Origin of the sequence: Candidatus Pelagisphaera phototrophica (assembly GCF_014529625.1) — a bacterium.
In the GTDB taxonomy this organism is placed as follows: Bacteria; Verrucomicrobiota; Verrucomicrobiia; order Opitutales; family Opitutaceae; genus Pelagisphaera; species Pelagisphaera phototrophica.
In genome coordinates, this window is record NZ_CP076039.1 from 1062975 (window position 1) to 1075775 (window position 12801).

Annotated in this window: 7 protein-coding genes; all 7 read left to right on the forward strand. The window is 52.1% G+C overall.

The window, feature by feature from the left end:
- Positions 1 to 695: 695 nt before the first annotated feature.
- The 7 genes from GA004_RS04705 to GA004_RS04735 are packed head-to-tail and all read left to right on the forward strand — an operon-like array spanning position 696 to position 12548.
- Positions 696 to 1700: an AAA family ATPase gene (locus GA004_RS04705; RefSeq protein ID WP_283396148.1), complete on the forward strand. Its 1005-nt coding sequence runs from the start codon at positions 696 to 698 to the stop codon at positions 1698 to 1700.
- Positions 1701 to 1730: 30 nt separating this feature from the next.
- Positions 1731 to 2639 (forward strand): DUF58 domain-containing protein, encoded by a 909-nt coding sequence (locus GA004_RS04710; protein ID WP_283396149.1) that lies wholly within the window; start codon positions 1731 to 1733, stop codon positions 2637 to 2639.
- Positions 2633 to 4627: a BatA domain-containing protein gene (locus GA004_RS04715; RefSeq protein ID WP_283396150.1), complete on the forward strand. Its 1995-nt coding sequence runs from the start codon at positions 2633 to 2635 to the stop codon at positions 4625 to 4627. Before GA004_RS04710 ends, GA004_RS04715 begins: the two co-directional genes overlap by 7 nt.
- Positions 4611 to 7856, forward strand: coding sequence for a coiled-coil domain-containing protein (locus tag GA004_RS04720; protein ID WP_283396151.1), 3246 nt, complete (start codon positions 4611 to 4613; stop codon positions 7854 to 7856). Before GA004_RS04715 ends, GA004_RS04720 begins: the two co-directional genes overlap by 17 nt.
- Before the next feature lie 2 nt (positions 7857 to 7858).
- Complete coding sequence (locus GA004_RS04725) at positions 7859 to 10042, forward strand: hypothetical protein (RefSeq protein ID WP_283396152.1); 2184 nt, start codon at positions 7859 to 7861, stop codon at positions 10040 to 10042.
- The gene (locus tag GA004_RS04730; protein ID WP_283396153.1) at positions 10039 to 11562 is read left to right on the forward strand and encodes a HEAT repeat domain-containing protein; all 1524 of its coding nucleotides are present in this window, start codon (positions 10039 to 10041) and stop codon (positions 11560 to 11562) included. The genes GA004_RS04725 and GA004_RS04730 overlap by 4 nt, the downstream gene beginning before the upstream one ends.
- Complete coding sequence (locus GA004_RS04735) at positions 11559 to 12548, forward strand: DUF4159 domain-containing protein (RefSeq protein ID WP_283396154.1); 990 nt, start codon at positions 11559 to 11561, stop codon at positions 12546 to 12548. The genes GA004_RS04730 and GA004_RS04735 overlap by 4 nt, the downstream gene beginning before the upstream one ends.
- The last annotated feature ends 253 nt before the right edge of the window (positions 12549 to 12801 follow it).

The window sequence follows — 12801 nt, forward strand, 5'->3', positions numbered from 1 at the left end:
CTTAGCAGTAGTTGATAGGAAATTCAATTGTTCCGATTTGATTCGGAGGGGAGGGTCAGAAGTTGGTTTTGCGTTATCAAGTTATAAACTCCGTGGATTATTTAGGACAGCAAGGCTTTAACGGTACCGTTGGTCGATTTCTATGGCTGGGAATCCTTTAAACGTATCCTAAAATTGTATGCATATTAGGTGGTTAGTCCCTGCGTTCCCTCTCGTTTGGACTCAAAAGATGCCCCATTCGTGGTTTCTTTGGCCTTTCTTGACCCTAGGGTTGATGGCCACCTTACTGGATCAATGAGTTTCGATTGTAGCCTAGGTTTTCAGAAACGGGCGACAAGCCGCCTTGCTGAAGTCCCTTTCGGTCTCCGCCATTTGCTCATTTTGTCTCGTAGAGGGTATTAGTTGACGTCGTTCCAGCGGGGTCTTCTCAAGGATAGTTGCCAAAAAATGGAGTGTGTATCTGATGTTTTTAGAGGAATTGTCATACACGCCTTTGGTTCGGACCCTCCTAATTACGACCTAGAATCCTGTATTCTATCGGTAGAGGGGTTGCCTTTTTGGGACAGCTCCTAACTCTACCTTGCTAAATTGGCAAAATGGTAGGTCGTTGTCTTATCGAGTAACAATCGTTCTAAATCAAACCAATTAGAGCTAACGATAATTATTACAAACCTACGCAAACCAGTTCCCTAAATATGTCAGAACAAGCGAATATTGAAAAAGGAGAAGCGATCGTTGAACGGATTCATTCGGCGAGGGAGCAGATCTTTTCCGAATTGCATAAGATCATTATTGGTCAGAACGAGGTGCTTGAGCAGATGGTCATTGGCTTGTTGACCGGAGGGCATTGCCTGCTCACGGGGGTTCCCGGTTTGGGAAAGACGCTGCTAGTGCGGAGTATCGCGGAAACGTTCTCGCTGGCCTTTAAGCGTATCCAGTTTACGCCGGATATGATGCCGGCGGATATCATCGGCTCGGAAATCGTGGACGAGAATCCGGCGACGGGGAAGCGGACGTTTCGTTTCGTCGAGGGTCCGATCTTTGCCAATATCGTGCTGGCGGATGAAATTAACCGTACGCCGCCTAAGACTCAGGCGGCGTTGCTGGAGGCGATGGAAGAACGCCAACTGACGGCGGCCGGGGAAACTCACTCGCTGCCACCCCCGTTTTTTGTTCTGGCGACTCAGAATCCGATCGAGCTGGAGGGCACCTATCCATTACCGGAGGCACAGTTGGACCGCTTTCTCTTGAATGTTTATATGGATTACCTGCCAAAGGAGGACGAGGCCAGTATGGTCGCGTCGACTACCTCCTTGAAAAGTGAGCGTCCCCAAGCGATTTTTTCTGGGGAGGAGATTATCGAGCTGCAGAAGCTGACCCGGCAGGTGCCCGTGGCTATGGAGGTGGTAAACTACGCGGTGGATCTGGTTTCGGCGACCCGCCCTACATTAACGGATACCAGTCCCTTGGCCAAGGAGAAGATCAAGTGGGGTGCGGGCTCGCGAGCGTCCCAAGCGTTGGTACTGGCGGCGAAAGCCCGGGCCTTGCTGGAAGGGCGCTACACAGTGGCGATTGAAGATATTCAGGCTTTGGCATTACCGGTGCTGCGTCATCGAATCATCCCGAGCTTTAATGCAGTAGCCGAAGGAACCACCTCGAAAGAGATTATCGAAGAATTGCTGGAGTTAGTGAAAGCGTGAAGAACCTCCCTTGATGCTCGTTTTATTTGTATGACGGTTTCCCAACAGGATTTGCTTGATCCCGCTTACTTGGCGTCGCTGAAAGATTTTCAGCTGATGTCACGGGTGGCCGTGGACGGGTTTATGGCGGGGATTCACCATAGCCACTCCCATGGAGCTGGCATGGAGTTCCTGCAATACCGGAACTATTCTCAAGGGGAAGACTTGAAGTACCTGGATTGGAAGGTTCTGGCGAAGTCGGATAAACTCTATACCAAGGTCTATCAAGAAGAGACCAATATGAATTGCTACTTCGTTCTGGATACGAGTGCGTCGATGCATTATCAAGGAAGTCGATCCGCGTGCTCGAAACTCCACTACGCTTGTATCGTCGCTGCTTGTATCGCGCAGTTGGCGTCACGGCAGGGGGACAATGTAGGGCTGTTCGCTTATAGTGATGAATTGCATGAAAGCGTTGAAACGGGAGGGCGTTTGGGACAGGTCGATCGTATCCTTCAGGCAATGATACGTTTGAGGCCATCAGGGGAGGCGCAGCACGAGTCGATGCTGCGGTCGTTTCTGCACCATTTCAAAACGCGCGGGACGGTGATCTATATCTCCGACATGCTGGAGGGAGAGGACGTTCTTCCAAAACTGTTGAGAAATTTTCGAATAAACAAGAGTGATTGCCTGGCCATCCAGATTTTGGATTCGGACGAATTGGACCTTCCTCAGAATCGCGTGACGCGCTATCTGGATAGCGAGGTGGAGGGGGAGGTGACGACCTATCCGGAAACGGCCCGTGCGGACTATGAGGAGCGAATGGGGACATTCCTTGAGCGTTTAAAAAAGGGCTTGGCCCAGTCGCAAGTGGATTTTCTTCAGTTGGTGAGCACGGATTCAGTGGGAGTGAGTCTGGCAAAATACTTTGATCATCGGGGTCGCACTAGATCATGTTGAGCTTTTTAAATCCAGTGCTGCTTTTTGGCTTAGCAGGCCTTGCGATCCCCATATTGATTCATCTGGTGAATCGCCAAAGGGCGGTGCCACTTCGCTTTTCCAGTATCCGGTTTATAAAGCGTACGACTTTGCAGCAGAAGAACCGCCGTTCATTGACCGATCTTTTACTGCTGCTGCTGCGTTTAGCGTTTCTGGCGGCAGTGATTATCGCCTTGGCAGGGCCTCGGTGGGAGCCGGAACCAGAAGGGCTGCAAGCGGGCAATGAGATTGAAGAGACGGTTATCTTCGTGGTCGATGCATCGAGCAGTCTTTCTGGTTGGGGAGGTTGGGAAGAGTCAATGTCGACCTTTCGAACCCAATTGGCCGCGTTTCCTGATGACACTGAGGTGGGACTAGTTGTGTTTGGAAAGGGAGTGCTGGCGGAATTGGCTCCGACTCTTAATCGGTCCCTCGTTGAGAACACGCTTCTGACGATGTATCCCGAGCAGACAGAAGGAGTCCCCGGGTTGGGAATCAAGAGAGCGTTGGAATTGCTGGGATCAGCACCAGGGCGACGAATCGTGGTCCTATCGGATTTTCAGCTTTCCACGTGGCAATCGGATATGTTGCCGGATATCGACTCGGGCACGCGTATCGACTTTGTGGGGGTAGGAAATTTCGATCAGCCGAACTTTTCGATTTTATCGGTCGATTCCTTCGCTAGTCGCGAAGGGGGAACACGATTGGTTGCGAGGGTGAAGAACGACAGTCCGGAGCCGGCGGAGATTCCGGTTCGCTTGCAGGTGCGTGGGGCTGAATTGGAGGAAGTAACCCGATTCTCGCCCGGACAGATCCAACCGGTAGCCTTTAAAGTCGCAGAAGGGAGTGGCACGGAAGGAAGGCTTTTCTTGCCGGAGGACGCTTATCTTAAGGATAATGAATACAGGCTTTGGATGGGCCCGACTCCCTCGACCAATGTGCTCGTGGTCATCCCGTTTGAGGCGGAACCCGAAAAACTCGATGAGGCGGATTTCGTTTCCAAGGCATTGAGTGTTGAGATACTCGGGGGCGCGAATCAATATTTCGTTAGTGGGTCGGACGTCTCGGTGGATATCGGAGCCTTGATTGGGAAGGTCGATGCACTTTATCTGGCAGGCAGTGTTCCCTATTTTAGCGAGGAGCAGATGGAAGATCTTCAGCGTTATCTGGAAGCGGGAGGTACGGCCTTTGTCACTCCCGGAAAGATGGCGGCGAAGCAGCACCAGAAACTGCGTGAACAAGGGCTGAGCGAAATGACTTATGTTGGGCGGTCGAAAAGCACGGCCGAAAGGGTTGTACCTCATCATGTTGGCTGGATAAACCCAGATTCCGATTTGGGGAAACTCTTCGATGAGGAAGCAGCTGTGGATTTATACCAGATGGGGATTAATAGATACACCCGCTTCCGAGCCGGGGAAGGGGCTGAAGTCTTGTTGCGATCCGAGGATGGCGATCCGCTATTCGTGAGAGAGCGAGTTGGAAAAGGGACCTTGCTCACGAGCGCTTGGTCTTGGGATGCCCGTTCGAGTGACCTGCCGCTTCGCTTTTCGTTCTTGCCCTTGCTGCGGGAAAGCTTGGCGGGGGCGATGGGCGATAAGGAAGGAACGATCCGGCTAAAATGCGGGGACCTGCTGTCGCCTGAGTACCTACCGGAAGGCGCGTCTCCGTCCGATTCCGAGTACTATTTGCTCACTGTGGAGCCAAACGTGTTTGTGTTGAACAACACGCCTTTCGAGGTGAATGTTTCGCGGGTGGAATCCGTCTCGCAACGTGCGGTTTTGAGCGATTTGCGTGCTCAGCTTTTTCAAAATGCAAAGATCGTTTCCACGTTGGAATCTGATAGTGCGCTCGATCTGAATATCCGTTCGCTTTGGCTTTATTTCGTTATGGCGGCGACGCTCCTTTATTTGATAGAAACCATATTATCTGGATACATCGACTCTCGATCCTCTCATGAAGCCCACGCCTGAATTTTATAAGCGGCTTCGTCGCCAACGTTCTCTGCTGCTTCTTGCGGTTGTGGGCTGGTTTGCCCTGATCGTTTCGGGGAGTGGCGCTTTGGTGATTTTACTTCTAGAGGGGGCCAATACATTGCAACCCTTACAAGAGCAGAGCGTTTTTTATGGGGTGGTCGGCCTGGCGATTTTATTAGTCGGTCTTTGTGCCGTGGGGATAGTTATTATTCTGCGTCGTCGGCCATCGGTAGTGGCTTTGACGCGCGTTATCGAGGTGCGGTTTCCTGACTTGATGGAAATGCTGACCTGCTCGGTGGAGATATTGGAGCGGAAGACGGATCCAGAAGGGCCGTTCGAATCGAGCCTGATCGCGAAAACCGAGGAACGCACACGCTCCATGCCGTTCTTCTCGGTAATCGTATTCCAGCGGATACATCCGGTTTGGATGGGGATATTGACCGTAGTCTGGGGAGGACTTCTTTTCTCGGCAATTCATTCAGAAGTAGCCCAAAAGGCAGGCTTCTTTTTTCGGGAGCTGCGGGGTGGGGTTGCGGTAGCGCCAGGGAATATTGAACTACCCATTGGCGCGGACTTGGTGGTTACGGCCGAGGTCGCCCGTTGGGAAAAAGATGCCTATATCGTATATAAAACAGGGGATGAGACAGAGCGTTACAGCCTGTCTATGGACAACGAAGGAGAACTGGAATTCATCTTTTACGGTTTGACAGACGCCATTGACTATCAAGTGAGGACTTCTTCACTGCAATCGGAATGGTATCGAATCGATACCTACCAACCCCCTGTGATTGAAAGTGTTTCGATCGATGTGGAGCCGCCCGCTTACACGGGGGCGGAGTCGACTCACCGGGATGTTTTGTCGGACTTGCTGGTCGAAGAGGGGAGTCGAGTTCGTTTTGAACTCGAGTTCGAACCAGACCTAAGGGTTCACCTAAAGTGGAATGGAGAAGAGATCCCCGTCGATGGCGAGGTGGTTGTCTTTCCGAGGGAGGATGGAACTTATCAATTCACTATGTCGAACCAGGAGGGGCGAAAGAACGTTACCGAGGTTTATCAGATTGAAACGATTCCTGATGAAGTGCCGGTTGTGGAGATTGTGTTTCCGAAGGAGGATATGAAGGCAACCGCATCGGATGCGGTCTTAGTTGAACTGTATTCGGGAGACGACTATCGGATTACTCGAGTTGAATTGCGTGTGTCCGTATCGGGAAAGCCGCAACCGCCGGTTCTCGTTTATGAAAAGCAAGCAGGGGATCAATCGATTCGTGAGCTTAGTAATGAAATTTTGATGACGCTTGATGAACTTCAAGTTGAGGTATCGGATGTGATTTCCTGTTATGCGACGGTGTGGGACAATAAGGAGCCCGTCCCCCAGATGGGGAGGACGGAGTTACTTTTTATCGAGGTGATCGGCGAAGATGAGGAGCCGGAGGAGAGCGAAGAGATGGAAGGTGGGCCTCCGCTCGAGAAGAGTGAAATCGATTTACGGGCGGTGATTGTTGAGTTGAAGCGATTGATCCGCCTCAGTAACGAAAGCCTGTTTCTCGAGGGCGACGAATTTGAGCTGAACATGCAGGAGATCGGGGCGGGCCTCGCGGCCTTGCAAAAAGAGGGGGTCGGCATCCTTGAAGAGCTGAAAGCAGGGGCGAACGATCCGAGAGTGAGGGAGGCGTCTGCCGTACTTAGCGAGGCGTTCGAACGGGTTCTCGCGTCGGAGCGCGAGGTGAACGATGGGAATCTCGAAGATTCGCTGTTTAATCAGTATAAGGCCTACCGGGGGATTTTGGTAGCCGAAGAACTTTTGAAGCAGGATCAGCCCAGTGAAGGAGAGCAGGGAGAAGGAGATTCGGGCGAACCGTCAGACAGCGAGGAAGGGGAATCCGAATCGGAGAGCGATTCGGGGTCGATGTCCTTAGCGGAGATGAAACGTGCCCTGGAAGAGCTCAATCGACTGGTGGACGAACAGTCGAATATGAATACGCGTTTTCGACGGGCGGAACGCTTGGATTCCAGTCGGGAAGAGCTGAGGGAGTTGTCGGATTTGCAGGAAGAGATTGAGAAGAAGGTGGCTCGTTTGGATCACGAGCTATTACAGAGCGAAGGACAGCAGCCGGTTCGCTCCGATTTGAAGCAGGCAGAGAAGGAGATGGATGCGGCTGCTGCCGGGGCGAGGAGCGGAGATCCAGGAAGATCGAAACGCTCAGGAGATCGGGCTAAGCAAGCCTTGCTGAACGCATCGGATCGAATGAGTGCGGGTTTGGAGCAATTGGCTTCAGGTGCCTTGAGCTCCCTTCAAAAGTCGGCCCAAAGTTTGGCTAGCCGAGAGGCGACCGCTGCGGCCGAGAGTCGTGAACAACAAGCGAGAGGAGGAGACAGGGAATCCGCTGAAGCACTGCGGGATGAGCAAATTGCGATTTCTGAGGAGTTGAAAGCTCTGCTCTCGGAATTCGATAAGGCAGCCGTGGATTTGGAGGACTATTATTCCGAATTGAGCCAAGAGCTACTGGAGTTGGCCCAGAAAACGCGTAAGTCTCGTGTCGATAGTCAGATGAAGCGCGCGGTAAATGCCTTGTTGTACAAGCGATTTGATCGGGCAGCGAAGGAACAGGAAAGCGCTGCGAATGAGCTGGGGGCGCTGGCCCGAGATATGGGAGATATTTCAGGTAAGGTGCCGTCTATGACTCAGGAGCAGATAAACAACTTGATGGAGCGAATCGAGGATGCGCGCCGGGAGTTAGCGGAGGCGGGAAACCCTGGCGATGGAGAAGGTCAAAGTGATGAAGGCGCTGAAGGTGAAGGAGAGGCCCAGAGTGAAGGCGAAGGATTGGCCGAAGCACAAGGAGAGGGTGAACGAGAAGGCCGGGGCGAAGGCAATGGAAGGGGGTCTTCGAATGCCGAGGGCTTAAGCGAGCAGCAGACCGAGTCGCAGGGAATTCTCGAAGGGATCGGCGGGCGTCTTCAGCGAGCAGGGGAAGCGTTGAGAAATGAGACGCTCACGAAGCTCGGCCGAGAGATGCTGGCCCCTGAGGGTGGAGCAGAGGAGGCAGGTGCGGGCGTTGGCAGCGCAGCAAAATATTTGGACGAAGCTGAGCGCGTATTGCAGGGATTGATCAATGCGGATCGGGTCTCTCGGAAAACCCGAGTCGTCAAGCAGTCCTCCCACCCCCCGGAAAAGTATAAAACGTTGGTTGAAGAGTATTTCAAGCAGCTCGCGGAAGAGCAATAGGGATGGTATCCGAAACGAATATACCAGCTATCTGGATACTAGTTGCGGCGACGGTTGGGCTGATCGTCGTCCTATGGATTTCTTTGAAGACGCGAAAATTTATCTCCGAGCGAGATCGATATGTTTTGTTGGCCCTGCGTATTCTTGCGATCGGCTTGATCGGGCTAATCGCGTGGAATCCTTCCATTGAAGAGAACTACCCCGATCGAGGCGGGTTTCAAGTGGCTCTCCTAGCTGATCTTTCGGCGAGTATGCATTTACCCGATACGAAAGACGATGTTTCGCGTGTCTCTACGGTAGAGCAAATGCTGGCGGCAGATTCTGGTGAATCGCTTGGCGATCGGCTCACGGATCTCTATGACCTTGTTCAGCGCGGGTATTCGGATGGTCTCATTCCCGGAAGACTAAATACGTTTGAGCTGAAACCCGGGGTAACGGCGATTGGCGATTCCCTGGACGAACTTTTACAGAATCACTCTGCGGGCGCGAACCGCCTTGGTGGAGTGGTGCTTTTTTCCGATGGGATATCGCTGGAAGGGCAGTCCGTTTTCGAGGTAGCAAAACGCTACCGCGGTGCTGGGGTACCCATTTCGGTCGTCGGCGTCGGTGATCCCTCAGCGGGGAAGGATCTGAAAATCGAATTTAGCCAGTCGCCTAAGGAGGCTGTGTTCGGCGAGCCCTTCGAGCTGCAAGTTTTAGTAAGCAACGAGTTCGACTTTGAGGTGGAGAATGAAATTGTGCTGCTAGATGGCGATGAGGTCTTAGATCAGAAGCCCTTTAAAATCGACGGGGGATCGGAGAAGGAGGTTGGCTTTACGGTCGTTCCAAACCGCCAGGGACTGCATTTGCTACGCGTGAAGGTTAACGCAAGGCAAGCGGGAGATCTGAACCCCAATACGGATGTAGATTATGCGGCGGTTACGGTAGCGGAGCCGGAAACCATGAAGGTGCTCTATCTCTCGGCTCGTATGTCGCAGGAATACCGATTCCTCAAGCGTGTTGTCGAGGAAGATCCGGGACTGTCCTTTCGTGCTTTAATCAAACTGGGCCCGGGCAAGTTCTTTCAAGGGGGATTTGAAGCAGACGAAATTGATTCAGAGAAGCCTGATTTTCCTCAAGAAATGGATACGCTCTTACGCTATTCGGTCTTGCTGGTCGATGCCAGCGCGTTTGGCGAACTGAAGGAGTCGGTCAGTTTGGGCCTAAAGGAATTTTTGATGCGACGAGGGGGTGGTTTGGTCGTGATTGGCAGCTTGGATAACGTTCCCGATCAACTGCGATCTATCCTTCCTATCCGTGAAATGGATACCCTATTCAGTAAGAGTCGACAGGGTTTGGAGGTGCAGCAAGAGCCGGCGTTTCAGGGTTTAGCGGGAGGAGTTCTTTTAAGCGCTCCTAGCCCTTTTTTGGAAGAGCAGATGCGAGTACCCTTCGCCTCGAAGCTTTCGAAAGGAGCCCGACCTGTTTTGCAGGCACGCGCTTCGACCCTACCCATTGTTGCGGCCCAGGCTTATGGAGCGGGGCGAGTGGTGTACATGGGAAGCGATCAGTCTTGGCGGTGGAAGATGGATAGTGACCGAGGAGGAGAGCAGTATCGGCTTTATTGGCAGCATCTACTCGCTTGGCTCGGCACGGGAGGCAAACCGCGTTTGGAAGTGCCGTTGGAAGGAAGTCTACAGGATTTGAGCGAACCGCTGAATTTGAATATAATGGTGCGGAATAACGAATATCAATTGTCGGATTCCGCTGTGGTGCGGGCGGTATTGACGGGGCCAGACGGAACATCCACGCCGGAGCAATTGCTGATGCCAGATAGTAGAGAACCCGGACAATACCGCGGATCTGTCGGGCTTTCGCTACCGGGTCAATATCGAGTGAACTACTCCGTTGAATACGAGGGGGGCGAACAGATCGATCGTTCCGCTTTCTTTGGGGGGGCGTATATCGGGGCAGAAAACTCCGATTTGCGTTTTCGGGAAAGCGAATTGAAGGACTTGGCTCGTATAACGGGTGGCGTGTATTACCACTACACTGAGGTAGACGCCATCGAGGAACTATCTTTGTCTAGCAGTGTGCCGATGTTGCAACGCTACCATTATTGGACGCGACATTTTCTTTTTATTCTCTTGTTCTTAGGGATATTGGGATACGAGTGGTTTTATCGGAGGCGAATTGGTTTGAAATGAGATTTTCGATTCTAGTAGGGGTTTTGTTTTGTTTGGGCGGAGAGCTTCTCCTCCCTCTTATGGGGCAAATCGTATCCAGCCAACCCATAAGGACCGACCAGAGTCAACAGCAAGCTACGATCGATCGCGCGCTAGTCGATTTGCAGTCGGGAAATCCTGAGATACGAAAAGGGGCAGTCATGTTGCTGGGGAAGTACGAGGCCACCGAAGCTAAGAATGGGGTTTTAGGAGCCTTGAGCGACATGGATGGTGCGGTGCGTTTTGCAGCGGTTGTATCAGTGCTGGAGCGGAGGTCCTTTGATTCAGTGACTGAGGTTGAAGCGGTGATGCATGCTCTGGACGATACGGAGGTGGATATTCGGCGATCGGTGAGCACTTCGATTGGTAGGCTGGCAGGAACCCGGTCGCAGATATTGAACCGGCAATCAATATTGGTCAACCGAGGGTTAGTGGGGCAATCGCTAATGCTACCCATCCCTATTCAGCTGAAAATAGTAAATGCTTTCTTGGATACGGATGTGGTCGTGCGTCGAAACATGATCAGCAGATACAATTATTTGGGGATCAATATTCCGCAGGAGATTTTCGTGCGACTGCTCCAGGACGAGGATTTAGAGGTGCGTTCATTGGTTTTGCCATTGGCGGCACGCCATCTTGAATTTCCATTGTTTGTGGAGAAGGCGGCAGTCGTTGCGGACGATGAAAGTCCAATTCTCCGCTTAAGCCTGATCCGGGAACTACATCCGCGAAGTGCGTTGAAACCGATCCAGTTGTTGGAAAATCTGACTCAGGATTCAGATCCTGAAGTAGCGACTGCAGCGGAGCTGCAGCTCTTCAACAACGCGCCGCATTTGCAGTTATACAAGGCTCTCGTGGAACGATTTAATAGGGGGGAATTGAATGCGAACCAAAGCGAGCGATTGGTTCAGCTAGTCGAGCGGTTGACGGAAACGGAAGAGCGGGATCGTTTTTTGCTGCAGTTCCTCGAAAGTCCGGATGAGGCGGTGCGGGTAGCGGCGGTGCGTCACTTCTTTCAACTCGGATTAGTCGAGTCCCATCGAGACAAATCCGTCGCTCTATTGGAGGATCCCTCATCGAATGTCCGTTCCCAGGCGGTCTCGTATTATCGACGCTATCGGGATAAGGTTCCGTCTCCCGATTGGGGAGTTTGGTTGGAGAGCGAATTCAAGGATGTGCGTCTAGCTCTGGTTCGTTTAGCGACCGGGTTGCCCCGCGAAGAGGCAGGTGAGTTGTTATTCGACTTGCTATTGGATGACGAGATCGATGTGCGGGCTGAGGCGCTGACGATGTACTCCCTGTTGCGGCTGGACGGCTTCGAGAAGATGCTGGAGATGACCTTGGGAGATGAGAGCGTGGTCATTCAAAAACGGGCCGTTCAAAATATCCTGCAATTGATGGGGGAACCCGGCCGGGCGTTGCTAGAGGATTACGTGAAAGATGAGGGCGCCGCGACTCCCTTGTCCGTATTTATAAACAGTCAATTAAAGGTGCCAAAATGAGTCCTAGGATTTGGCTACTTCATTTATCGATTTACTGCCTTTCAATTTTCGAGTTTGGCGGAATTGCAGTGGCGGAAACTTCTTCCGGGCAAGAGTCGATTCGCATTGTGCAATTGATTCAGGGAAACCAGTTGAGAAGAATGTATCCAGAAGCTCTGACGGGATTGATTGAAAGTGTTTCCACCCAAACGACCTTAAACGTGGATCCCGATCCCCTGGTGATCGAGTCTTTCGATGATCCAGCGATCTTTAAGCATCCATTCATCTATGTTAATTATGGAGATCGACAGGACTGGCAACTGACCGAAAGCGAAAAGCAAGCGTTGAAGCGATATATCGAGCGAGGTGGATTCATTTTTATCGATGCGGGAATTAGTGCGTCGTTTTTGGGAAACCAAACTTCTCGGGCTCAAGGGCAGAGCTTTGCAGAGTGGCGTGTGCGGCCCAACCTGGCGGAGCTCTTCAAGGAGATCGTTTCAGAAACGAGTTTTCGACCCTTGCCTCGATCGCATGGCCTATTTCGTTCTTTCCATGTTGGTTTGCCCGATAGCAGCGTCCTGCCGGATACCGTGAGGGAATTCGTGGTCAACGAAAAATGGCCTCAGGGAAGCTACTCGGCGATGGGATTGGAGGTGGAAGGCCGTCTGGCAGTCTTGGCCATGCCAATTATCGCGATGGGTTGGGGCCGAAACGAAGTAGGAAGATGGACTCGAAGTATAGGATTTCGAATACGTGAAAGCGCGGAAGGCTTGTCGGATCGCTTGTCTGAAGCCTATGCTTCGGGGGAACCCTTTGAGGTGACCCGCGAGGATGGGCGCACGGACATCATCTACACGCAGAATGAAGGAATGGCCAGTTGGGTGCAGGAAGCAGGAGGGGATTGGCGTGTTTTTCAATATCACTACAGCCAAGAGATCAGCGATTACGCCCATGTTTTCTATACACAGTTAGGGGTAAATATATTTGTCTATGTTTTTACGCAGTAGATGGTTGTTAACTACAGTACGGATTCGTTGAAAGCCACGTTCAGTTTGACCTCTTTTACTCAAAGAAATTTACTGTTCCTCAGATGGACGAAAACGGCGGAAACCTTGCGAGTTCTGACCTGGAAGGTAAGGTTCGTTAAGGTTGGCTAAGCATGCGTTCCGGAATGCTTGCTTCGCTGCTGGAACTTCTTCCGACGGCTTCAACAATTTCGATTGGTGTCCTCGGTTCCAGATTAATTCTGGGGCGCGTCGA

What these genes read in the sequence shown, in the direction of transcription:
- GA004_RS04705 (WP_283396148.1), top strand. Translation starts at nt 696, where the DNA reads ATGTCAGAACAAGCGAATATTGAAAAAGGAGAAGCGATCGTTGAACGG.
- GA004_RS04710 (WP_283396149.1), top strand. Translation starts at nt 1,731, where the DNA reads ATGACGGTTTCCCAACAGGATTTGCTTGATCCCGCTTACTTGGCGTCG.
- GA004_RS04715 (WP_283396150.1), top strand. Translation starts at nt 2,633, where the DNA reads ATGTTGAGCTTTTTAAATCCAGTGCTGCTTTTTGGCTTAGCAGGCCTT.
- GA004_RS04720 (WP_283396151.1), top strand. Translation starts at nt 4,611, where the DNA reads ATGAAGCCCACGCCTGAATTTTATAAGCGGCTTCGTCGCCAACGTTCT.
- GA004_RS04725 (WP_283396152.1), top strand. Translation starts at nt 7,859, where the DNA reads ATGGTATCCGAAACGAATATACCAGCTATCTGGATACTAGTTGCGGCG.
- GA004_RS04730 (WP_283396153.1), top strand. Translation starts at nt 10,039, where the DNA reads ATGAGATTTTCGATTCTAGTAGGGGTTTTGTTTTGTTTGGGCGGAGAG.
- GA004_RS04735 (WP_283396154.1), top strand. Translation starts at nt 11,559, where the DNA reads ATGAGTCCTAGGATTTGGCTACTTCATTTATCGATTTACTGCCTTTCA.